Origin of the sequence: Cytobacillus massiliigabonensis, assembly GCF_900199725.1 — a bacterium.
Taxonomy (GTDB): Bacteria; Bacillota; Bacilli; order Bacillales; family Cytobacillaceae; genus Cytobacillus; species Cytobacillus massiliigabonensis.
Genome location: NZ_LT904904.1, coordinates 696,696 through 719,941, shown reverse-complemented (window position 1 = coordinate 719,941; position 23,246 = coordinate 696,696). Strand labels below are relative to the sequence as shown.

Here is a 23,246-nt window from a genome sequence, read left to right as displayed (position 1 = left end):
GTCATCCTCCTGATTATCGTCTGCGAATTCGTTTTGATAAAATATTGCCAAAGGTTTGCAGCCCTTGAACCATTACGACTAAAATACCTACAGTGATCAGCATGACCATTGTATCGAACCGCTGATAGCCATATGTAATAGCCAAATCACCAAGCCCTCCCCCGCCAACAGCTCCAGCCATTGCAGAAGCTCCAACTAAACCAATGGTTGCAATCGTAAAAGCTAAAACTAATGAACTAAGCGCTTCTGGAATAAGAAATTTGAAAATGATTTGTGCTGGTGTGGCTCCCATCGCTTGTGCTGCTTCAAGGACACCTGGGTCTACTTCAAGCAAGGAATTTTCTATTAATCTTGCAATATATGGACCAGCATAGAATACGAGCGGAACGACTGCTGCCGCTGTTCCGATTGATGTACCTACAATCAGCCTTGTAACCGGGATGATTGCCACCATTAGAATAATGAATGGCACCGAGCGGAAAATATTAATAATTCCATTGATTACATTAAAAACTGGCAGATTTTCCAGCAAATGTCCCTTTCTTGTTATGACAAGAAGAATTCCTAGCGGCAGACCAAGAACAGCAGAGAATAAGAGAGAAAATGCCACCATCTGAATCGTTTCAATCAGTGCTTCTATAATTTGGTCTGAATTAACTAGCATGTGCTTTCACTTCCTTTACTGTTACTTTCTCTTGGCTGATAAACATTAACGCACGATTGATTTCACTTTCAGCCCCTTGAAACTCAACAATTAAGTTCCCGAAAGGCGTGCCTTGCAGCTCGGTTATATTTCCAAAAAGAACATTGATGTGTATATCAAACTTCTTTGCCAGCTGGGAGAGCAGCGGCTGTCCAGCTGAATTGCCGATAAAATTAATCCGGAATATTCTTTGAAGCCCTGCATTTTTCTCAACAATCTGCTTAATGGAGTCAGGGATCTGATCATTCATGACAGAGCTGACAAAGTTTCTAGCTGTTTCTGTTTTCGGTGAAGAAAAGACATTGAAAACAGTCCCTTCTTCAATGATCTTTCCGGCTTCAATAACCGCAACCCGATCACAAATTTCCCGGATGACTGCCATCTCATGCGTTATGATGAGGATTGTAATGTTGTATTCCCGATTAATTTTTTTCAATAAATCCAAGATCGAGCTTGTTGTCTGCGGATCAAGTGCAGAAGTTGCCTCGTCACATAGGAGAATGGATGGCTGTGTAGCAAGTGCCCTTGCAATGCCAATCCGCTGCTTCTGCCCGCCTGACAACTGGTCAGGGTAATTATTTGCCTTATCTGACAGGCCAACAAATTCTAATAGCTCACCTACTCTTTTCTTGATTTCCTCTTTTGGCACCTTAGCTAAAATTAACGGCATAGCTACATTTGCAAACACTGTTTTTGAGTTTAGGAGATTAAAATGCTGAAAGACCATTCCGATATTTCTTTTTACTTCGCGGATTTCTTTCGCCGATAACGCCGTCAGATCATAGCCATCGACAATCACACGGCCAGATGTAGGCTGTTCGAGCCAATTGACGCAGCGGATCAGTGAGCTTTTCCCCGCCCCGCTAAACCCAATCACACCGAAAATCTCCCCTTTATTGATCGTTAAATCAATTCCATTCAGCGCAGCAACCTGCTGTCCGCCGCTGTTATATACCTTTTTCAAATTTTGAAACTCAATCATTTTGTCCCTCTCCTCCCGATGTATTTTTGAAACTGCCTACGTTATGCGCAAGGAAACGATTCGTCATTGTTCGAATACCCAAAACCCCTTTGAAAAGGAAATAAAAAATCCCCCTTCCGAAAAACAAGAAGAGGGGCATGCCTTTATTAACAAATAAAGGTTAGGGGGTCTCTTCTTATCTCTCAAGCTTTTCGCTTGCTGGATTTGGCATAGATTCCAAAATGGAATCCGCTGCCGAGGCTTCATCGGGCCAGTCCCTCTGCCTCTCTCGATAAGAATGTGTATTTTATTTTTATTATTCCAATGCGAAAACTATGTTTATCACGCAAAAAAACATGAAATCTTTTCTTTTGTCTTTACAACAAAAAACCTCTTCTTAAAAAGAAGAGGACAGAATTCAACGTTTGCGCCTCTTCTTATCTATCAAGTCATGCTTGCTGGAATTGGCACGGTGCAATAAGTCCGTTGCCGAGGTGTCATAGGGCCAGTCCCTCAACCTCTCTTGATAAGAAGTACATCACATATTCGATTTGGTTAACTTGAAATATACTTTACATTCAATAAATTAAAAAGTCAACTACTTTTTTAAAATTTATGAATGCAGTGATCAATGATGCGTTTTTGAATGTTGAGAAGATTGGTCTATTGACTTTATTTCTGTTCCTCTTGTTCCTAGGTATATTGCTCCTAACACACACATGATTCCAATCAGCTGATTCAAGCCAAACGGTTCTTTTAATAGGACAATGCCCACTAATGTAGCCGTAATTGGAATAAACCCTGTAAAGATCCCCGCAAGATTAGCACTTACATTAGCGACCCCCTTATACCAAAGAACGAATGAAAGCACACTCGCAGTGATCGCATAATAAACGATAAGCAGGTATACAGTTAGGTCTAAATCTATGAAATTATAAGTGACAGCCTCTTTTATCGAAAAAGGCAGAAATAAAATAAAGCCTATCATGTTCACTCCGGCAGCCATTTGAATCGGTGTCAGCACAGTGGATAGCTTTTTGGCAAAAATGGTAAACAAGGCCTCTGAAATTACTGCACCAAAAACTAGTACATTTCCAAGGAGAAATGAGGTACCTTCTAAAGATGAAGAGTTCATCTGAAAGGTAATAATTGATATCCCCAATACTGCTAGACAAATAGAAATTGCCTGTGGAGCAGACATTCTTTCTCTTAAAAAGAAAAATGACAAAAGGGCAATCACTGCTGGAACGGTGCTCGTAATAATGCCTGCCGCTGTAGCAGATGTGAAACGTACCCCATAAAGCATGAGAACACTAAACAAGAAGACCCCAAAAAAAGACTGCAAAACTAAATAGCCCCAGTGACTTTTCTGCATCTTCACCGCTTGCGGCCGGCTGATCAGCAGCATTGGAACTAAAAAAAGTAAAGCAATCAGGAACCTTATTTCGGAGAAAAGAAAGATCGGGACCTCTTCAACGATTATCTTGCCAACTGCGACATTTGCGCCTACAAAAGCCATTGATAATGCAAGCTGGAAATAGGCTATTCTCACTGCTCTCCCCCCTGCTTCTATTAACATCGAACCAAAGCTTTAGAAGTATTAAGCAAAATATACTATCTTCATTCCTTTGATTATAGAGTTTTCATTGTGTCGTGTAAATCATTAAAATCAGAATTTTTTGTATTTATCAACAAGAATTTCTTCCAAAGAATCATTCGTGCAGCATATGCTGAAAAGGTCATTCCGGTAATCTGAAACTGGCTTTCAATCACTTTTTTGTCATAATACAGCCCCTGATACTTATACGGGGTATATTTCATATAAAAAAAAGCGTGCTAAACTTTTAGCACGTCTACTTGCATATCATTAATTTACATCATATCCTTGATCATCGATTGTTTCCTTAATTTTATCTAGAGAGACTTCTGTTGAAGTATACTCTACATCTACTGTTCCATTTTCAAGGTGAACCTTGACGTTAGAAACACCTGCTAATTCGCCTACACTTCCTTCGATTGCTTTCACACAATGTCCACATGACATGCCAGCTACATTTAGGGTTACCTTTTCCATCTTTAACACTCCTTATTTTTTCATCAATTTATGAATGGTTACTAGAACCTCATCTAATACTTCCATATCGCCTTCTTGGAGACGGTCAACCACACAGCCCTTTAAATGCCCTTCAAGAAGAATTTTTGCAACGCTATTCAGCGCAGATTGAGTAGCAGAAATTTGCGTAATTACATCATCACAATAAGTGTCTCTTTCGATTAAGCCTTTTATCCCGCGGATTTGTCCTTCAATACGGTTTAATCGTGTCACAAGATTACTTTTCACCTTATCCGAATGATGGCTCTTTCTTTCACTCCCGCTTGAACAGCAGTTTTCTTCTTCTTGCAGCATTGCATCTTTATCTAGATCGAAACCCATATGGTTTTCCCCCTTGAAATTATTATATTATACCCCCGTATAGTATGTAAAGGAGCATTTCATTAAAAAATGTGAATTTTTTTTGACGATTTATTTATATTATAATACATTCCTTATTTGTAACAAAGCCGCTGCCTTTAATAGGCAACGGCTTTATAAACATAAACATATTGAGTAATTTTCCGTATACTTATACCGCTTCACTGCCCCTATTCCTCTCCTCCTGCACGAAGAGGATGCCAAGCTCATGATGATCTCCTTCATATAGAGCTCGTTGGGCAAAGCGAATTTGTCCATTTGTATCTAGCACTTCCAGCTTGCAGTGGGCGCGATTTTTCAGAAGTGCTTCATAGAAGCCAATTTTGTCATGAACTAGAATCCCGTTCACTTTCGTCACGATTTCCCCAACCTTTAATCCCATAAGACTTGCAGGAGATTGCGGAATAACCCCTAACACCATCACGCCATGATTTCTTTTTGAAAAAAAGAAAGGACGGTTTTCATCTGCCATTCGCTGCCTTAACGTAATGATCTCCCTGCCAACAATGGCAATAGTTACGACCGCAATGGAAGCAATTGGGGACCAATAGCCCGATATCGAGAAGAGTAAGATAATCGAGCCAAGCCAAATCACCTTTTTCCCAGTCGCCTTTATCGCCTCCATCGGAAGGCTGCCTTGAATTTGCTGGAAGAAGCCAATGGCAAACGGGACGAGAAGGATAGAATAGGAATGCCCAGCAATTGAAAAAACTGGCCACCATTCAAAAGGACTTTTAAGTACCTCACCTGGAACTACTAAGAGCAACGGGACCATCCAAAGCCGCTTTACTTCATGTACCCCAACCCTTTGCCCCCTTTTGCTTTTTATCAGCTTAGGAGAAGTTCCCTTTCGTCCGTTTTTAAAAATAAGAATGCCTTCTCCGATTAAAAGCAAAGCTAGAAGGACGGCGATAGCTGGAAAAACAGATGGTTTCGCATCAGATATAGATGTAAAAAAAGATGGGAGCGACCATTCTTGTTCGACCGCAAAGATCGTCGCAAAAAAGGCAAACCCTAACGTATAGGCAGGTGCCATCCAGCGAATCTTTGTAGTGAAGCTCCATAAAATGGTTAACGCCCCAGTAAAGACAATTGTCTCCAGCGGGATCACAAGACCTGCCGCAATGGAAATCAGAGACAAAATAAGCCCAATCAATAAACCTAGCGGAAGGAGCTGTCTCAGCTCAAAATATGCATTCTCCGCTCGAACATGAAAATTGCCCCGCTCTCGTTTAACCCGGGAAACACCTAAAATAGCAGCTAAAAAGAAGAGATAATAAAAAACAGGATGAAGAAAAAACTTACCCGCTCCCATGACGATTTCAATCAGCCATTCTTGAGCCACCATAGCCACCAACCTCTATTAATAAATTTCCATAAGAAATATTCACTGTCCAATATCTATTACTCTTTATTCTACCAAAATGTCCACACAAAACCTATTGCAATATGAAATAAACGAAAAAACATTCATGAGCATCTTTTTACAGCCCACTTATGTAAATGCCGGTCATTGCGCTGGGTTATTGCTTCGTTACATTAAGGCATATTCGATTAGTCAGACCGATTCTTTATTTTTTCACATACAAAAATAAAAAATAGCAAGAGGATGCTCCCTTGCTATTTAAAACGAGACAATATGAAATAGTCATTCTATTAAATGTCCCCACTCTATAATAAAATGCATTTAACGTGCAAGGAATCTTAGAGCGGTTTGAAGCTGGGTATCGTTTTCTTCTTTTTTCATTTCATCAATGATTGCATTTTCTAATGCAGAAGCAGTCTTTTGATCAATTTTCCCACTAGCATGGAGACCGGAATGCTTTTGGAAAGCCTTAACGGCAATCATAGTAGCTTCATTAAAATATCCATCTTTTCTCCCTGGAGAAAAGCCTAATCCATCAAGCATTTCCTGCGCATTCTTCACCTGCTCATTATTCATGTCCTGTACCAATGTCTCTTCCAATTGCAATGGATGTGTATTAAAAATTTCAGGCTGCTTGACTTCAAGTGTCGGCTGAATGCCTTTGTCATGAATCCAATTTCCATCAGGGGTCAGCCACTTAAATATCGTCAGTTTTATATTGCTCCCATCCCCCATTGGCACAGGCTGCTGCACCGTTCCTTTTCCAAATGTTTTTTCCCCAATCAGCGGGTATCCTTCTGCCTCTTTTAGGGCGCCAGCTAAGATTTCAGAAGCAGATGCGCTGCCTTTATCAATTAGGACCGCAATTGGGTACTCTTTCTCCTTAGTTAAGCTTGAGAAATATCTTTTCTTCTCGCCATTCCGCCGCTCAATTTGAATAATAGGCTTTTCATTTGTAACGAGGCCTTTCAAAATCTCTTGGACGGATTCCAGGTAGCCGCCTGGGTTTCCGCGAACATCGATGACTAACCCCTCAAGCCCTTTTTTCTCAAGGTCATCAAGGTTTTTTTCAAATTCAGATGCTGTATCCTCTGAGAAAGATGTAATCTCTATATAGCCAATGGCTTTTCCATTTTGTCTTTTCAACTCAGAATAGACGGTAGTTTGCGGAATTTCATCCCGTTTGACTTCAATAATTAGAGGGTCAGCCAATCCTTGGCGTGCAATTTCAAGTTTTACTTTTGTGCCTTTTTCTCCTCTAATTTTTAATGTAGCCTCAAATAAGTCAAGTCCATCTATACTTTCACCATCGATCTTTAAAATTTGATCCCTCGGTTTTAGCCCAGCTTTTTCTGCTGGAGAATCCTTAAATGGCGCAACGATGACAACCTTCCCTTCATCCATGCTTACCTCTGCCCCGATTCCTTCAAAGGAAGATTCCAGTGATTCATTAAATTGTTCAACCGTTTCCTTATCCATATAAACGGAATATTTGTCCGAAAGCGTTGAAAGCATACCTTCAATGGCGCCTTCTACAAGCTGTTCCTCCTCTACTTTTTCAACATAGCTATTTAATATTAAATGATAGGCCTTTTCTACCTTTTCTAAATCCCCTGCCGAAATGGGGATTTGCCCTTCCGCTGTTAGTGCAGGCTGATTTTCAACACTTACCTTAGGCTCACTTTTATTGACCCATTGCATTCCAGCATATGTACCGCCCGCCCCAGTCAAGAGAGACCCAGTCATTATCAGGACCATCCACTTTCTGTTCATCCCCATCTTCCTTTCCTTTGATATGACCGATATTTAATCATTCTGCCGTTTACTTGATTCACCTTTTTTAGGGATGCTACTTCAATATATGAAAAAATGGGACGGGTTATGAGAATTTTTTTGCAATAGAGATTTTTATATGGGCAAATTTGCAGATCAATGGATTTTATCTAGCATTTTGTATTTTTTGCAACAAAAAAAAGGAAGAAGCTAAGCTCCTTCCTATCCTTATATTTTAAGAAATTTACGAATAGACATCATACTGCCCCATACTCCAATTAATGCACCCATTAGGAGCAATAATCCGGAAACTTGGTATACGAATGGACTAAACTCAAGAATTTCCATAAAGTTTCCTTGCAGCTTCGGTGCCAGATAGTCATAAATGTAGTTATACGATGTCGCAATAAGTGCGATTGGAAGAATGGATCCAAGGATGCCAAGCCATAAGCCCTCAAGGAAGAATGGCCAGCGAATGAATCCGTTTGTCGCCCCTACTAATCTCATAATCTCAATTTCTCTTCTTCTGGATACAATTGTTATTTTGATCGTATTTGAGATTAAAAACATAGCAGTAAACAGCAAGCCTACGATCAGAACAAGCCCAACATTTCTTGCTCCATTAAGGAAAGAGAATAGCTTTTCAACCTCACCCTGACCATATTTTACTTTCGCTGCATAATCCATTTTTTCGATTTTTTCAGCAACCTTCATGACATCTTCCGGATCTTTTGTTTTCACAACTAAGACATCATTTAATGGGTTGTCCTGCTCAAATAGTTTATAGGCTTCTCCTTCTTCACCAAAACTTTCAATGAGGTTATCAAGCTCCTCATCCTTTGGAGAAAACCGAACAGTTTTAACTTCAGAAATGCCTTCAATCTTCTTTTCCAGCGCCTTTTGATCTTTTTTATTGGCCGCGACATCAATATGAACACGGATTTCTACTTCCTGTTCAAGGGTTGTTGCTACTTTATTAAGATTCATCATAATGACGAAAAATACGCCAACCAAAATAAGCGTAACAGTAACCGCACTTGCTGATGCAAACGTCATCCAGCCATTTCTTCCGAGACTTTTTACACTTTCTTTTAAATGACGGCTCAAGGTTCTAGCTTTCATAGCCATAGTCCCCCCTTTGCTCGTCACGGACAATTCTTCCACCTTCAATTGCGATTACTCGGTGTTTAATTCTATTTACGATTTCTTTATTATGTGTTGCCATAACCACTGTTGTTCCTCTTGTATTAATTTCATCAAAAATACTCATAATCTCCCACGATGTTTCCGGATCAAGGTTTCCCGTTGGCTCGTCCGCAATTACTACTTTCGGTGAGTTCACGATTGAACGGGCAATCGAAACACGCTGCTGCTCTCCTCCCGATAATTCAGTTGGCAGCATCCGCGCTTTATGCTTCAAATTAACAAGATCCAATGTTTCCATAACCTGCTTTTTAATATACTTCGGCTGTTCCTCTGTCACTTCAAGTGCAAAGGCTACATTTTCATAGACAGTTAATGTTGGAAGTAATTTGAAATCCTGAAAAACAACCCCGATATTACGGCGAAGCAAAGGAACCTTGCTCGTTTTTAATTTTGCAAGATTGATCCCATTAATCATAATCGTTCCACTAGATGGCTTTTCTTCTCTATACATCATTTTGATAAATGTCGATTTGCCAGCACCGCTCGGGCCAACCACATAAACAAACTCTCCAGCTTTGATTGATACGTCAATGCCGTTCGCAGCAACTACTCCATTTGGATATTTCTTAAATACATCCTTCATTTCTATCATATCTATCACACCCAATATCTTTTCTGTTTATATATAAATTGTTCGCAGTTTCGACTCACGAATCAATATCTTTCAATTATCAAATTATTTTAATTAAAGAGAATTTACAGTTTCGTCAAAAAACGACATCTTCCAGACAAAAAGGGATAAAAACCAACTTTATTTTCATTCAGCTTTCATTATAACATCAACATTCATTAAAAATCCCTGAAAAATTATTACAGTTTCTTTTCAAAGAAAAAACAGAAAAAACGTTCTGCCAAAAACAGAACGTTTCTTGTAGAAATTATTTTACTATTACTTTTTAGCAGCTAACCATTCAGCAACTTGAGATGCTTCATCTCCGCTAAGCAATCCAGCTGGCATTGCACCTTGTCCATTAGCAATGATTGATTCAATATCTTCCTTAGAATGAGTTGAACCAGCTTTGTCAAGAGCAGGGCCTACGCCGCCTTCAAGGTTACCGCCATGGCAGCTTGAACATTTTTGATTGAAAAGCTTTTCGGCATCCCCAGCATCAGCTGTAGTTGTTTCGCCGCCTGTTGTACCTGTGTCCTTCTCTTTCGATGCGTCGTCATCCCCGCCGCCGCAAGCAGCAAGAGCAAGAACAAGAGAAGACCCTAAAAGTAATGCTAGAAGCTTCTTTTTCACTTAAAAATCCCCCTCTGGTAATATTACATATCACAGTTACATTATACCAATATTAAGCGCGATTGAAACCCTCTCCAAGCACCTCCGATGCATCGGTAACAATGATAAACGCTGTCGGATCAATGCTTTTGACCAATTGTTTCAATTTTGTGAACTCCGTTTGGTCAACGACACACATGAGAATTGGGCGCTCATTATCAGTATATCCACCGTATGCTGTTAGTTTTGTCACACCTCTATCTATTTTATTCAAAATTCCTTCACGAACTTCCACTTGTTTTTCCGTAATAATCATCGTCATTTTTATTCGGCCTAGACCTACTTGAACAAGATCAATTGTTTTGCTAGTCACATACAAGGCTAGCAAGGCATATAAACCTCTTTCGATATCGAACACAATGGCTGCTGTAAGAACGATAAGGCCATCAATCATCGCCACACAAGTACCTAACGAAAGTCCAGTATATTTATTAATAATTTGTGCTGCAAGGTCTGTTCCGCCTGTTGATGCCTTCCCTCTAAAAACAACACCAAGACCAAGGCCAACGCCGATTCCGCCAAATAATGAAGCAAGCAAAGGATCATTCGTCCATGCCTCAAAATCCTTTGTTAAAAATACAACAAACGGCAAAAAAATGGTTCCAGCAAGCGTTTTAGCACCGAACTGCTTGCCAAGCAGCACAACACCAGCAATAAAGAGCGGAATATTAAAAGCCCACTGTACATACGCTGGCTCCCACCCAAGAACGGCATCCAAGATCGTACTAATTCCGCTTACTCCCCCAGAGGCAACCCGATTGGGCAGTAAGAATACATTAAAAGTAATAGCAACAATCGCTGCACCTATTAGCACATACACATACTCTTTCAAAATTTCCCTTTTTGAATATAATGCAATCTCTCGCTTCTGTTTTTGCATCAAATTTTTCTCCTTTGCAGTGTCAGCCACTACCCCGATTTTTAGCGAATAATCCCATGACTTTCGACATATACCGACAGTGAGTATAGCATGGAGCTATTTAACTGTAAATGCCAATAGTGTGCTGTGTTAAAGGGATAAATAGCTATTCTTAGGTTGTGGATCTTTGCCATGAACTATGAACAAAGATGAGAATTGTGTGTTGAAATTAGTGGTATAATGTTATAAAAGGAGGTGGTGGTGAGAGAATGGAAAAATTGTTAATGGAAATTTTGGAACAGGTAAAAGGACATTCTAAACGGTTTGATGCAATCGATTCAAGACTTGATAATCTTGATGAACGAATAGGAAATGTGGAAAATCGATTGGACAATGTGGATAATCGTTTGGGAAAAGTTGAAAGCCGATTGGACAATGTGGATAATCGTTTGGGAAAAGTTGAAAGCCGATTGGACAATGTGGATAATCGCTTGGGTAAAGTCGAAAGCCGATTGGACAATGTGGATAATCGCTTGGGTAAAGTCGAAAGCCGATTGGACAATGTGGATAATCGCTTGGGTAAAGTCGAAAGCCGATTGGACAATGTGGATAACAGCATTCACAGACTTGAAGAAACAATTAATAACCATGCTACAGAATTTAGAAGTCACTTTAAGCAAATAGAAACAAAACTTGATCAGCACGAGGAAACTTTCCGAATAGTTTCAAATGAATTAACGGGAACAAAAATTGATATCAAGCATCTCAGTGAAAAAACCGGAGTTCACGAAACAGAAATTAATCAGCTAAAGAAAAGAATCCACGTATAGCACCCCTTCAACTCTCACTGGCAAACGCCATATTTTCAATAAAAATAAGCCTTTGCCGATCTGAACGACCGTGCAAAGGCTTTTTATTTCCCGAATTTAGCTTAACTTTGAACGAAGGTACGCATCAATAAACTGGTCAAGTTCTCCGTCCATCACTGCTTGTGTATTTCCACTTTCTGTATTCGTCCGGTGATCCTTTACCATGGAATACGGGTGGAAAACGTAGGAGCGGATTTGACTGCCCCAGCCGATTTCTTTTTGCTCTCCGCGAATTTCTGCTAACTGCTGCTCCTGCTCTTCAATTTTTCGCTGGTAGAGCTTTGCTTGCAGCATTTTCATCGCACGATCACGGTTTTTAATTTGGGAGCGCTCCGTTTGACAAGTAACGACCACTCCTGTTGGCGTATGAGTGATTCGGACAGCTGAATCCGTTGTGTTAATATGCTGTCCGCCCGCACCGCTTGCACGGTAGGTGTCTATTTTCAAGTCTTCTGTACGGATATCTATTTCGATCTCATCATTAAATTCTGGCATGACTTCACATGACACAAACGACGTATGACGGCGGCCAGACGAATCGAATGGCGAAATGCGCACAAGACGATGCACACCTTTTTCTGCCTTTAAATAGCCATATGCATTATGACCTTTAATGCTTAGTGTAACACTTTTTATCCCAGCCTCATCCCCAGGAAGATAGTCAAGCGTCTCCACTTTGAAGCCTTTTTTCTCTGCCCAGCGTGTATACATGCGCAGAAGCAATGAACCCCAATCCTGTGATTCGGTTCCGCCAGCTCCTGGATGCAGTTCAAGAATCGCATTATTTTTATCATAAGGCTCGCTCAAAAGAAGCTGCAGCTCAAACTCATTTAACCGTTTGGCTAAATCCTTTAATTCTTCCTCTAGCTCCGCTTGTAGCTCAGCATCTGCTTCTTCCTTCACGAGCTCGTACGTTAATTCAAGGTTTTCAAATGTTTCATTCAAATCATAAAGCTCATGAACCTGATCCTTCAGCCCATTAAGCTCCCCGATGACCACTTGTGCCTTCTGCTGGTCATCCCAAAATCCTGGATGGAGCATTGTATCATCAAGCTCCGCAATACGAGCCTCTTTGTTTTCTAAGTCAAAGAGACCCCCTAAAGTCCGCTAATCGTTTAGCCATTTTCTCTAATTCATTCCGAATATCTGCTAATTCCATGCTTTCACCTCTAAAAGTTTTTAAGCTGCTATTCGTTCACTTTGTCAGCCTTTTTTTATTATACTGTTCTCGTTCATACTTTTACACCCTATAAGAAAAAAACACCGGCAAAGCTATTCATTGAACAGCTTGCCGGGCTTTTTTGAATTATCCAATTCCACAGCAGTTCTTATATTTTTTCCCGCTTCCACAAATACATGGATCATTGCGGCCGACATCAAGCTGTTTGACAACAGGCTTTTTCTTCACCTTTTCCCCGTCTTCCTTCGGGTTGACCGCTTGGCCTTTTGCAACTTCTTGACGCTCAAGGTTGTTGCGGATTTCAGCCTTCATGATGTATTTTGCAACATCTTCTTCGACTGCTGCAATCATATTTTCAAACATCGCAAAGCCTTCCTGCTGGTACTCTTGAAGCGGGTTGATTTGACCGTATGCACGAAGATGAATCCCTTGACGGAGCTGATCCATCGCATCAATATGGTCAATCCACTTCGTATCAACCGCACGAAGAACGATGACTTTTTCAAACTCACGCATTTGCTCTGGCTGAAGAAGCTCTTCTTTTTCGTCATAGCGTTCTTTCACCTTTGCATAAATGGCCTCAATGATCTCTTCTGTATCCTTGCCTTTAAGATCATCGACAGTAATATCTCCCTCATGAAGCAGATTTCCATTTACGTAGTCAATCAGCCCTTGAAGGTTCCACTCATCCTCATCCCCGCTCGCTGGTGCGAAGGCATGAACATTGCGCTCGAGTGAAGTCATCAGCATTTTCTCAACGATTTCACGAAGATTTTCTGATTCTAATACTTCATTACGCTGCCCGTAAAGGATTTCACGCTGCTGACGAAGAACATCGTCATAGGAAAGAAGCTGTTTACGCGCATCAAAGTTATTGCCCTCTACTCGCTTCTGAGCAGACTCAACCGCTTTTGAGACCATTTTACTCTGAATCGGCTGGGTATCATCCATGCCAAGACGCTCCATCATCGATTTCATATTATCTGAACCGAAGCGGCGCATTAATTCATCTTCCATGGAAAGGTAGAATTGCGTTATCCCTGGATCTCCCTGACGGCCAGAACGTCCGCGAAGCTGGTTATCAATCCGTCTGCTCTCATGTCGCTCTGTACCAATAACAGCTAGTCCGCCTAATTCTTTAACCCCTTCACCTAGCTTAATGTCCGTACCACGGCCCGCCATGTTTGTCGCAATCGTGACTGCACCTTTTTTACCGGCATCGAGAATGATTTCTGCTTCTCGCCCGTGGTTCTTCGCATTCAAGACATTATGGTGTACGCCTTTTTTCGTTAAATATTTAGAGATAATCTCCGAAGTTTCAATGGCAACTGTACCGACAAGGACCGGCTGGCCTTTCTTATGACGCTCAGCAATATCCTCCACAACCGCACGGAACTTGCCATCGATTGATGAATAAATTAAATCTGCTCGGTCATCACGGGCAATTGGACGGTTCGTAGGAATAACAACAACATTCATATTGTAAATATTGCGGAATTCCTCTTCTTCCGTTTTCGCTGTACCAGTCATTCCCGCTAGTTTTTCATACATACGGAAGTAGTTCTGGAATGTAATCGTCGCTAAGGTCATGCTTTCATTTTGAATTTCTAAGCCTTCTTTTGCTTCAATTGCCTGATGCAGACCATCGCTATACCGGCGCCCCTTCATCAAACGGCCAGTAAATTGGTCGACGATGACGATTTCGCCTTCTTGAACAACGTAATCCACGTCAAGATGCATGCTTGAATGCGCCTTTAACGCTTGTGTAATATGGTGGTTCAGTGTGACATGCGAAATATCGAAAAGGTTTTCAATGCCAAAAGCCCGCTCTGCTTTCGTCATTCCTTCTTCTGTCAGCTGAACACCTTTTGTTTTCTCATCATATGTGTAATCTTCATCTTTTTTCAATGTACGGACAAACGCATTAGCCTGAATATAAAGAGCTGTCGACTTTTGCGCTGTTCCAGAAATAATCAGCGGGGTACGTGCTTCATCGATTAGAATGGAGTCCACTTCATCGATGACCGCATAGAAAAGCGGGCGCTGAACCTTTTGCTCTTTATAAAGAACCATGTTGTCACGAAGATAATCAAAGCCTAATTCGTTATTTGTGCTGTACGTAATATCAGCTGCATAGGCTGCTTGCTTTTCTTCCTTTGAAAGTCCATTTAAGTTTAACCCAACTGTTAGTCCTAAAAATTCATAGAGCTGCCCCATCTCAGTAGCATCACGGCTAGCAAGATATTCGTTGACTGTAACTACGTGAACTCCTTTACCAGAAATAGCATTCAAGTATACTGGCATCGTCGCAGTTAGCGTTTTACCTTCCCCTGTTTTCATTTCAGAGATGTTTCCATCATGAAGGGAAGCTCCCCCCATCAATTGAACCGGGTATGGGTACAAGCCAAGCACACGCTTTGCGCCTTCACGCACAACAGCAAATGCTTCAACAAGCAAGTCATCTAATGTTTCGCCTTTTTGATAGCGTGCTTTAAATTCTTCTGTTTTGCCGCGCAGCTCATCATCCGTTAATTTTTCCGTATCAGCCGCGAGTGCTTCAATTTGTTCTGCAATTTTTGTGAGTCGTTTTAGTTCGCGTTTATTTTGATCAAACACCTTATTTAAAATCCCAAGCATTTAAAACGCTCCTTTATATTGGATAGGAAAAGATTTTCAGTAAAAATCTCCCATGAAATCTCATATTATACCTATTAATATTACCACTTTCACTAGGGGGTGACAACTTATGAGGGTGTGGTGAATAAGTGCAGTAACGGAACTACCCTTTTAATTCAGTAATATTTTGATAATCTGAAGCAGGAAGGTAAACTCTTCCTTTTGTAGCACCTTTGTTAGGCAACGGCATTCCAGCCAACAATTTTTTAACTATATCTGCTGAGGAAAGATGGAGAAAATGACGGAACTGCTTATTAGTAATGGGCGAATCATTTGTTAGAAGAAAATAATCATTTATTGCTTTGACATGAGCTGTTTTATCCTTTGTCCCGCAATTCGTGCAGAACCAAGTTCCATGGTGTCTCTTCAGAGCTATAGGGGATGGGCAATTAGAGCATAGAGCACCAGTGAGGATTTCATGTCGAGGAATTTTGTAAAATTTTAGAGCATCAAAGGTTTCTGGTGAATGTTCTTTTAATAGAATTCGGCAAACTTTCTTGAGCTCTTTTGTATGGAGTACTTCTTTTTTATAAGATGAACCTATTTTTTCGATCCTGCTTAATAGAAATTGCAAATGGAGAACCTTTTGCAGCATGTTCATGTATCCATGAGATGTTTGGATGATGGTAGAGGGCTTGCTAATAACAATTAGGAAATCATTCGGAATAGAGATATTACGTTTTTTCAGCCATTTTTTCATTTCCATCCGCTGCTGGCGAGCCTGTTCAATTGGATTGGCATATCCCTTAACTTCCGGTTTGGGGTGGTTTGAATGAGCTGATTCAGTAGGGGATCAAAGTACAGCGTTCCCGTATAATTTTTCACTTCAAGAACGAGTGCAAAATAAGTGGTGAGGAGTAAAGTGTCTATTTGGAAGAAGTGTTTTCCGTTGGAAAGGCGTAGACCATGGAATATCATAAAGTCCTTTTCGAGAAGCTTGCTTAGAGGAAAGTCTAGAGTCTGTTCTCCTCTGAATCCAGCCCATCTTTTTGCTAGATCTGCTTCCATTTCAGCTCTTTTCCAATGACTTTTTGGGATTCTTCTTAAAAGCGCTTCGATTTTTTGAATCTTGATTGGAATTGTACGTTCTTTTACAATCAATTTCATCGACTCCTTTAAAAATTTTAGTATCTACTTTCTATATATCATAAAGAACTCCTTCCTAATTTCTCATATTTACTTTTTTATTCACATTTTTCATGTAATCCGGTCAAAGCTTTAATATTCCGGTCAATTTCCTCATTATTCCGGTCAAAATTATGGTATTCCGGTCATGTTCCCGTATATTCCGGTCAACAACATTAATTGCACCAAATCACCGAAGAGCCCAATGTTCTCCATAGCGATGCAAGATCGCAAAAGCAAATACCCCTTCCTCGTAATCTCGCGAATGTTCAAAAAGATCGACAGGATACTGCCTACCCGTAAGTGTATCTTCAATAATAAGACGATCCTCCCGATATTCCTTTACAATTCCTGCGACAGCATAGCCTTACTGCCAAGATTCAAGGATCTTTCTCACTCTTGTGTGCGAAACCTTGTGAAGTTTATTCTCAATAAACTTCTGCATAATGGTTTTTTCATCTTCCAGCGGTTCAAATACAAGAAACCAAAACGGGTGCAGAAATTCATAGAAATCCTCATCTTCCTTATCGGCATCCTCTAGTACTTGAAGAAAGTCTTCAAAAACGTCGTTTATTTCATATCTATACCGCTGCATAGCAAAAATTCTCGCTTCCTATTGCAGCTCCAGCACTTCATGATCAATCACATCTGTTATAGAAATGGCATCCTTGTTCCCACAGCATTTTTTTTACTTCTTCCCTCTTCCGCACGGACATGGTTCATTCCGGCTTACTTTTACAGTAGTCATTTTTCAGCTTCTCCCTTATCCCAATGGAATCTGTTTATATTCTATTCTTCTATTCTGATCTATTAGTTTTGACAGATTGATTACATGTAAAACCGCTATGATTGACATATTCTCGTTCTCTTTATATAATGTGATTATAAATTGAATAGTTGTTCTCCTAAAGGGGAGTAGCTTTTACAGCATTGTCGTCATTTCAGAGCATTTGCTCTCGGCATTGTTGGCAGCCTAAAAATTGTTAGCCAGACCTTTACCAAGCGGTAGAGGTCTTTATTTATGACCTTTACCCATCGCGGTAAAGGTCTTTTTTCATCTAAAATTATTCTGTTTATGCACTAAATCGCCTTTGATATACGTGTTCATTACATGTTTTCATTCGAAAAAAAACTTTATGAGCGGGTACATCAAAGGCTCATCCACTAAAAACTAAGTATATTGGAGGAATTCACATTGAATAAAAAAATCAGATTCTCAATTGAGGAATTAACAAAGAAGAACAAAGAAGAATTATTAAAAGACAAGCTTCAAATGGAAAAAATCGAAAAAAGAATCGATGAAAAACACGCAAAGACAAAATAAGGCACCCCACATATAATAAAGGAGGAATTTGCGGTGTAGAAACTCCCTCTTACTTTAATCAAAATTATACAAAAAGAGGAGAAAATAGTTAATTGAAAACCGCAGCATTACAAAAATGGCTTTTAATCTTTACTTTTTGAAGTATCCTAGAGACAACATATACATCAGCAATCACTTCAGAGGTAAAAAATCCGCCAAGAATTCAAATTCAGGCAGCACAAATAATATCTGATTCTGATCAGCGTGCATAGGAAAACCCCGCTTTTGACAGCGGGGTTCCCTTATTTATTGTGCTTCAATTAGACCATAGCGGCCATCTTTTCGCTTGTAGACAACATTTGTTAAGCTTGTTTCTGCATTTGTGAACACGTAGAAATTGTGGCCCAGCATATTCATTTGCAGAATCGCCTCTTCACTATCCATTGGCTTTAGATCAAAGCTTTTTTGACGTACTACTTCCAGCTCCTGATCTTCATCTATCGGTGTTCTTTCAGAGTCATCAAGCGTAACGAACATATCTGGCAAATTGCCTTTTTCACGGAATTTGCGGTTTACCTTCGTTTTATGCTTACGGATTTGGCGTTCTAATTTATCAGTAATCAAGTCAATTGCTGCATACATATCATCATGAACTTCCTCTGCACGAAGGACTAAATTCGGCATTGGAATTGTTACTTCTACTTTGGAGGTTTTATCTTGGTACGTTTTTAAATTCACATGTACGGTTGCATCTGGAGACTCGGTGAAATACCGCTCCAATTTTGCAATTTTCTTCTCTACATATTCTCTAATTGCTGGAGTTACCTCAATGTTTTCACCACGAATGTTAAAATTCATAAGCGAACTCCTCCTTTTCATTATACAAATACTGCGTGCCTTTTCTCAGCCTAACAGGCTTCCTTTGTAAAAGACACTTAGCCTTAATAAAAGACTATATACTTACATTTCTATTTTACCCCATAAATCTCCTGCTAGTACATGAAAAAAGTTTGAGAATTTTGTCGGATTGGTGAAGGATACTTTGTACCTATCTTTTGTATAATGAAGAAATTTAACGTTGTGAACAAAAATATACTTTCCAAAAAAGCAGCAGAGCAACTCCACTCATTTAGCCACGAAGGGAAAATATAGATTTTAATTTTTATGTGTACCATTTTGTTTCTCACAGAAAAAAACACCTGCTACAGCAAGGGCTTTTAATTATTAACTTGATATTCTCTTATTACTGCGCCTTGCCTAACAAACCAACTGCAATTGTTGCAAGAAAGGGTTTAATATTTTTTGTTCTCTTTTTCACAATTTTAATCTCTTCCAAAAGATTTTCAAGCTCTTGCGGAGTAAACTCATCTATAATCCAATCCACTAATTCAAAATTTTTAATGGAATAATCTTGAGTTGGTATTTTGATAGATTTTATTGTTTTAATTTCATTTTTCAGCACATTTTTATGATAATCGTATTTGGTTAATATCATTCTTTTTTCTATATTACTGCAAGCAAATTTCACAGAGTTCATAATCAGTCACCTTTGCACTAGTAATTTATACCCATATATTATTTTATTATAATTCTCCACTGGTTAATATACCCATGAATTCCAAAAATGTCAATATAGTATTTTAGGTTAATAGGTCCTTTTACCTCTTTTTTTGAAAGTAGTATAATTTCAGTATTTTTTTTTGAATTAACATGGTAAATTTAGACGGGATATGTAAATTTTGTATAAATATGTCGATTATTGTAATGGGGGATTAGGATGGAGGAAGTACAAATATCATTTGATCTTGTTGGAAGCGAGCTCGGTGAAGACATTTTTTCTGAACAGGGGATATTATTATTAAAAAAAGGAACAATTTTAAAAGAAATACATATTCTTTTACTTCAAAAATACCGCTTTGGTGCAAAAGTTTCAGTCAATTTTAATACAGATAACTCACAGAATACTATACCTTATCAATCAATACAGCTCTATGTTAAAGAAGCATTCCAAAATCTTTTTTTTAATAATGAAATTGATTTGTTAGAATTGAGAAAGCGCTACCATGAACTAATTAATATATCACTTTACGACTCTTCAATCCTAAAAGTTGTGCAATCAGCAGGAACAAAGGGTTTGCAATTATATCAACATAGTATAAATGTTGGAATACTCGCTGCAATTATAGGTAAAATACTTGACTATAATAAAAAGGATTGTTTGTTACTAGCAGATATGGGGCTATTTCATGAAATCGGAATGCTGGAATTTGACAATGAAATCTATCATAAAATGGCATCTCTTAATAATCAGGAACTTGAACACGTTCAAAAACATACTGAAATTGGGTATAGTTTATTAAAAACAATACCAGAATTAAATCCACTTATCCCACTAACTGCTCTTCAACACCATGAGAGAATAAATGGAAGTGGATATCCAAATCAATTAAAGGAAGCGGATATTCCCTACTTCGTACAAATAATTTCTGTAGCAGCTGCTTTTAATACTAAATATATGAATCTAAATAATGATAACAACAATGATACCCATTTTTCTGGTGTTTATGAGCTTGTAGAAGCAGCTCATAATAACCAATTAAACCCAGCTATCGTCATTCCATTTGTTAGGTACATAATGAGGCAGAACCTTCATCAAAAAGTATTATTAAATAACGGAAAAGAAGCACAAATTATATTTATTCATGACAATGAACCATATCAACCTTTAGTCAAGGCAGAAGAGGAATATATTGACTTGCGGAGAGATTCTTCATTAAGGATAGTGAGCCTGCTAGATGAATCGCCTGAGAAAATATTAAATTACAATTAACATATTAAAAACCAAAAAATACTTTCATATTGTTTCCAAACTAAAAGGAGCAACCTAATGGCTGCTCCTTTTTTTTGTTACCCTTTTAAATCAATGTTTCCACCAAGATGCGGCTGCATAGTGCGTTGCAATACCTGCAAATTTGATCCTTCCATCATCTGATGAATAAAATCAGCCTTCCCCTTTGCTTGATCCATTACTTTTTTCATCACTGATATTGAAGCCTGCTGCTGAACTTGTCCTTGGCTTAACGCCATTGATAAAATTCCAATATCCATACAAATACCAACTCATTTCCCATATCATTCTTTAATAAGGGTAGAAACATTTAATCATTTATTACTCAATTAATTTTTCTTATCATAAAATGCACCATCAATTGTAAAGCTTTCATAAGGATTCGTATACTTATTGGATGATTTTTTCTTTGCATTCAATTCATTGATATCTCGTTGAATTTCTTTCTTTTGTGAAAGCAAAAGCTCATCCACTTGCTTATTCAGCTGCAACAGCTGCCTTCCCACCTTTTTTTCCTTTTCTGAAAAAGGTGGGTGAATGGACCCCATCAAAATTTCGCGTCGATCAAGTAACTGACTAATTTTATTTATATTTTCTTCTCGGTCCGCCTTAAACATATTCGATAAAAGACCAACTAACTCCACAGTTAGTGCATGAAATTGCTTAAGCTCCTCCATTACGCCCGACCACTTTGTGCAAATTGTTTTTGACGATTCATCTGAATCGCTTCCTTCCATGTATCACGGAAATCCGTAATCAGTTCTTCAACCTCATTTAAAGCAGAAATATCATTTTTCATATTTGCTTCCATAAGACGACGATTTATAAATTCATATAATGTCATCATATCTTGTGAAATAGCTACATCCATATTCAAGGTAACCATTAATTCTCTAATAATATTTTGTGCTTTTAGAAGATTAGTATTTTTATCTTCAATGTTCCCCTTTTCTATTGCTTTCTTTCCTATAGTAATAAATTTAAGACAGCCATTATAAAGCATTAACGTTAGCTCCCCTGGAGAAGCGGTATTTACAGAATTTTGTTGATATGATTGATATGGGTTATTGATGGCCATTTATTAACTTCCTTTCTAATTAACCTTATCCAAAGTATTGCATAAGTGAAGCACTTTGGCTGTTTGCCCTTTGAATCGCTTTTTCCATGGCAGTGAACTGGCTATAGTATCTATTTTCAAGTTTCGTTAATTTCACTTCAAAAGCGGATATTCTTTTGTTTAAATCATTAAGAGACTTTCCAATTGTAAACTTATCATTAACATAGCCTGTTTTTCCAGCTTTTTCAGTAATTGATTTCATCGCTGAATCTAAATCACTTCTTAAGCGGCGAGCTAAGCCTTGTGTCTTCGGATCAATCGGGTTTGTCTTCTCATCAAACGGTTTTGTCTGATCAACCGGTTTCCCCTCTGCCATAAATAATTTATAAATTGCACTAGGGTCTTTAGAAATTGCTTCTTTCAGCTTTTTCTCATCGATCGTCAGCTTGCCACCCTCAAGATAGTTTTTAGTTGTGGTAATTCCAAGCTCACTTAAGTTTTGTATACCTGTTGCCCCACTAACTGAAGTGTACAAGGATGTTCTCATGGTAGATAATAAACTTTTCAGCGTAGAGTCTCCTCTTAAAGTACCGCTCTTTGCCTTTTCTTCCCAAAGTTTTATCTCATCTTCAGACATTGCTTTCTTTTGTTCAGCAGTCAATGGTGCAAAATTTCGGTTTTTAGGTTCCGTCGTTTTATCGCTAATTTTTTCAATTAATTCATTGTACTTATTTACAAATTGTGTGATTGTATCTAAAACAGCATCTACATCAGTTGTAGAGGAGAAGGTGATCGGACTGGTTGTTTTTTCCTTTAAAGTAAATTCTGCGCCGTTGATGGTGAAGACATTCGATGTCCGTTCAGTTTTTACGCCATTATAAGTGAATTCTGCATTTAACCCTGGCGTACTTATTTTGTTAGTAAATACTTTACCCAAAAAGTCTCCACTCACAAATTCAATTCCCTTATCATTGTTTATGTCTATATTGCCGGATATATTTCCCGTTTGTTTAGATGTAAATGATAGTTTTTGAGTCTTCTCATCAAAAAAAGCTGTCACACCTGTCTCAGAATTTATTTTATTGATCACACTATCCATCGTATCGTCAGCTGTAACTTGAAACTTATATTCCTGCATTTCTCCTTTTTCATTTATCGCTTTTATGATGTTTTCTCCTGGATTTATCCCATAAGCTGATAGTTTATTTGTAGCATTATCAATTGCAGTATCACCTATTACCGTCGATGATGAAGCTAAATTTTTCACTTCCATCGTTCCTGAAAAATTACCAGTTGCATTAACACCCTTTACTGACAAAGCATTCGGATTTGACACATTTACTGTTTTCTTCGCAAACGAACTTTCCTTACCAATTCCATCAAAAATAAACTTATCGAATTCTAGCATAGCTGAATTCAATGATCGATAATCATCACGCTGCCATTCTGAATACTGCTTCTTCTGATTCATTTTATCAAGCGGCACTCTTTGCGCCTGCATCATTTTACTAACAATGTCATCAATATCCATTCCACTTGCCAATCCACTTACTCGTACCATTCCC

The 23,246-nt window shown here is 38.8% G+C and carries 26 protein-coding genes and 2 riboswitches; of the genes, 3 read left to right on the top strand and 23 right to left on the bottom strand.

The window, feature by feature from the left end; all coding sequences use genetic code 11:
* Window positions 1-13: 13 nt before the first annotated feature.
* From C1726_RS14585 to C1726_RS14535, 11 genes are all read right to left on the bottom strand, one after another.
* On the bottom strand, window positions 14-664 hold the full coding sequence (locus tag C1726_RS14585) for a methionine ABC transporter permease (RefSeq protein ID WP_102273827.1): 651 nt from the start codon (window positions 662-664) through the stop codon (window positions 14-16).
* Window positions 654-1,685 (bottom strand): methionine ABC transporter ATP-binding protein, encoded by a 1,032-nt coding sequence (locus C1726_RS14580; RefSeq protein WP_102273826.1) that lies wholly within the window; start codon window positions 1,683-1,685, stop codon window positions 654-656. The genes C1726_RS14585 and C1726_RS14580 overlap by 11 nt, the downstream gene beginning before the upstream one ends.
* A gap of 172 nt (window positions 1,686-1,857) precedes the next feature.
* A riboswitch (SAM riboswitch) is annotated at window positions 1,858-1,963 on the bottom strand.
* Window positions 1,964-2,098: 135 nt separating this feature from the next.
* Window positions 2,099-2,197, bottom strand: a riboswitch (SAM riboswitch).
* A 95-nt stretch (window positions 2,198-2,292) separates the two neighbouring features.
* Window positions 2,293-3,216 (bottom strand): DMT family transporter, encoded by a 924-nt coding sequence (locus tag C1726_RS14575; protein WP_102273825.1) that lies wholly within the window; start codon window positions 3,214-3,216, stop codon window positions 2,293-2,295.
* A gap of 315 nt (window positions 3,217-3,531) precedes the next feature.
* A complete protein-coding gene (gene copZ / locus C1726_RS14570; protein WP_102273824.1) occupies window positions 3,532-3,738 on the bottom strand; it encodes a copper chaperone CopZ in 207 nt (68 codons plus the stop codon).
* Between the two features lie 12 nt (window positions 3,739-3,750).
* Window positions 3,751-4,071, bottom strand: coding sequence for a metal-sensitive transcriptional regulator (locus C1726_RS14565; protein ID WP_180968309.1), 321 nt, complete (start codon window positions 4,069-4,071; stop codon window positions 3,751-3,753).
* A gap of 217 nt (window positions 4,072-4,288) precedes the next feature.
* The gene (locus C1726_RS14560; protein WP_102275817.1) at window positions 4,289-5,482 is read right to left on the bottom strand and encodes a PDZ domain-containing protein; all 1,194 of its coding nucleotides are present in this window, start codon (window positions 5,480-5,482) and stop codon (window positions 4,289-4,291) included.
* A 342-nt stretch (window positions 5,483-5,824) separates the two neighbouring features.
* Entirely contained in the window at window positions 5,825-7,276 is a 1,452-nt protein-coding gene (locus C1726_RS14555) for a S41 family peptidase (RefSeq protein WP_102273822.1), read from the bottom strand.
* Window positions 7,277-7,504: 228 nt separating this feature from the next.
* The gene (ftsX, locus tag C1726_RS14550; protein WP_102273821.1) at window positions 7,505-8,398 is read right to left on the bottom strand and encodes a permease-like cell division protein FtsX; all 894 of its coding nucleotides are present in this window, start codon (window positions 8,396-8,398) and stop codon (window positions 7,505-7,507) included.
* Window positions 8,388-9,074, bottom strand: coding sequence for a cell division ATP-binding protein FtsE (ftsE, locus tag C1726_RS14545; RefSeq protein ID WP_102273820.1), 687 nt, complete (start codon window positions 9,072-9,074; stop codon window positions 8,388-8,390). Before ftsE ends, ftsX begins: the two co-directional genes overlap by 11 nt.
* A 297-nt stretch (window positions 9,075-9,371) precedes the next feature.
* Window positions 9,372-9,725 carry a cytochrome c551 gene (cccB, locus tag C1726_RS14540; protein WP_102273819.1) on the bottom strand — a complete coding sequence of 118 codons (354 nt, stop codon included), beginning with the start codon at window positions 9,723-9,725 and terminating at the stop codon, window positions 9,372-9,374.
* 52 nt (window positions 9,726-9,777) lie between these two features.
* Window positions 9,778-10,644 (bottom strand): YitT family protein, encoded by an 867-nt coding sequence (locus C1726_RS14535; RefSeq protein ID WP_102273818.1) that lies wholly within the window; start codon window positions 10,642-10,644, stop codon window positions 9,778-9,780.
* A 248-nt stretch (window positions 10,645-10,892) separates the two neighbouring features.
* Between C1726_RS14535 and C1726_RS14530 the strand changes: the two genes are divergently transcribed.
* A complete protein-coding gene (locus tag C1726_RS14530; RefSeq protein WP_102273817.1) occupies window positions 10,893-11,453 on the top strand; it encodes a hypothetical protein in 561 nt (186 codons plus the stop codon).
* A 96-nt stretch (window positions 11,454-11,549) separates the two neighbouring features.
* Here C1726_RS14530 and prfB read toward each other — a convergent pair.
* The 6 genes from prfB to C1726_RS26965 all read right to left on the bottom strand — a co-directional run bounded on the left by prfB (window position 11,550) and on the right by C1726_RS26965 (window position 17,221).
* Window positions 11,550-12,651, bottom strand: a protein-coding gene (prfB, locus tag C1726_RS14525; protein ID WP_102273816.1) for a peptide chain release factor 2 whose coding sequence is annotated in 2 segments (ribosomal slippage) — window positions 11,550-12,578 and window positions 12,580-12,651 — 1,101 coding nt in all. Because the reading frame shifts where the segments join, the coding sequence is not laid out codon by codon here.
* A 147-nt stretch (window positions 12,652-12,798) separates the two neighbouring features.
* Window positions 12,799-15,309, bottom strand: coding sequence for a preprotein translocase subunit SecA (gene secA / locus C1726_RS14520; RefSeq protein WP_102273815.1), 2,511 nt, complete (start codon window positions 15,307-15,309; stop codon window positions 12,799-12,801).
* Window positions 15,310-15,451: 142 nt separating this feature from the next.
* The gene (locus C1726_RS14515; protein ID WP_102273814.1) at window positions 15,452-16,048 is read right to left on the bottom strand and encodes a hypothetical protein; all 597 of its coding nucleotides are present in this window, start codon (window positions 16,046-16,048) and stop codon (window positions 15,452-15,454) included.
* The gene (locus C1726_RS14510; RefSeq protein ID WP_180968208.1) at window positions 16,045-16,449 is read right to left on the bottom strand and encodes a nuclease-related domain-containing protein; all 405 of its coding nucleotides are present in this window, start codon (window positions 16,447-16,449) and stop codon (window positions 16,045-16,047) included. The genes C1726_RS14515 and C1726_RS14510 overlap by 4 nt, the downstream gene beginning before the upstream one ends.
* Before the next feature lie 391 nt (window positions 16,450-16,840).
* Window positions 16,841-17,068: a hypothetical protein gene (locus tag C1726_RS14505; protein ID WP_102273812.1), complete on the bottom strand. Its 228-nt coding sequence runs from the start codon at window positions 17,066-17,068 to the stop codon at window positions 16,841-16,843.
* A 93-nt stretch (window positions 17,069-17,161) separates the two neighbouring features.
* Window positions 17,162-17,221 carry an SEC-C metal-binding domain-containing protein gene (locus C1726_RS26965; RefSeq protein ID WP_102275816.1) on the bottom strand — a complete coding sequence of 20 codons (60 nt, stop codon included), beginning with the start codon at window positions 17,219-17,221 and terminating at the stop codon, window positions 17,162-17,164.
* Window positions 17,222-17,668: 447 nt separating this feature from the next.
* Here C1726_RS26965 and C1726_RS14495 point away from each other — a divergent pair, with 447 nt between their 5' ends.
* Window positions 17,669-17,797 (top strand): FbpB family small basic protein, encoded by a 129-nt coding sequence (locus C1726_RS14495; protein ID WP_102273811.1) that lies wholly within the window; start codon window positions 17,669-17,671, stop codon window positions 17,795-17,797.
* 285 nt (window positions 17,798-18,082) lie between these two features.
* Here the strand turns inward: C1726_RS14495 and hpf are convergent, their stop codons facing one another.
* Both hpf and C1726_RS14485 read right to left on the bottom strand, forming a co-directional pair.
* Window positions 18,083-18,634, bottom strand: a complete 552-nt coding sequence (gene hpf / locus C1726_RS14490) for a ribosome hibernation-promoting factor, HPF/YfiA family (RefSeq protein WP_102273810.1) — start codon at window positions 18,632-18,634, stop codon at window positions 18,083-18,085.
* Window positions 18,635-19,019: 385 nt separating this feature from the next.
* Window positions 19,020-19,313, bottom strand: coding sequence for a hypothetical protein (locus tag C1726_RS14485; RefSeq protein ID WP_102273809.1), 294 nt, complete (start codon window positions 19,311-19,313; stop codon window positions 19,020-19,022).
* 240 nt (window positions 19,314-19,553) lie between these two features.
* Between C1726_RS14485 and C1726_RS14480 the strand changes: the two genes are divergently transcribed.
* Window positions 19,554-20,606 carry an HD-GYP domain-containing protein gene (locus C1726_RS14480; protein ID WP_102273808.1) on the top strand — a complete coding sequence of 351 codons (1,053 nt, stop codon included), beginning with the start codon at window positions 19,554-19,556 and terminating at the stop codon, window positions 20,604-20,606.
* Between the two features lie 77 nt (window positions 20,607-20,683).
* Here the strand turns inward: C1726_RS14480 and C1726_RS14475 are convergent, their stop codons facing one another.
* The 4 genes from C1726_RS14475 to C1726_RS14460 form a co-directional block, all read right to left on the bottom strand.
* Window positions 20,684-20,884 carry a YjfB family protein gene (locus C1726_RS14475; protein ID WP_102273807.1) on the bottom strand — a complete coding sequence of 67 codons (201 nt, stop codon included), beginning with the start codon at window positions 20,882-20,884 and terminating at the stop codon, window positions 20,684-20,686.
* Window positions 20,885-20,953: 69 nt separating this feature from the next.
* Window positions 20,954-21,301, bottom strand: coding sequence for a flagellar protein FliT (locus C1726_RS14470; RefSeq protein WP_102273806.1), 348 nt, complete (start codon window positions 21,299-21,301; stop codon window positions 20,954-20,956).
* The gene (gene fliS / locus C1726_RS14465) at window positions 21,301-21,702 is read right to left on the bottom strand and encodes a flagellar export chaperone FliS (protein WP_102273805.1); all 402 of its coding nucleotides are present in this window, start codon (window positions 21,700-21,702) and stop codon (window positions 21,301-21,303) included. The genes C1726_RS14470 and fliS overlap by 1 nt, the downstream gene beginning before the upstream one ends.
* A gap of 25 nt (window positions 21,703-21,727) precedes the next feature.
* The gene (locus tag C1726_RS14460; protein ID WP_102273804.1) at window positions 21,728-23,242 is read right to left on the bottom strand and encodes a flagellar hook-associated protein 2; all 1,515 of its coding nucleotides are present in this window, start codon (window positions 23,240-23,242) and stop codon (window positions 21,728-21,730) included.
* Window positions 23,243-23,246 lie beyond the last annotated feature (4 nt).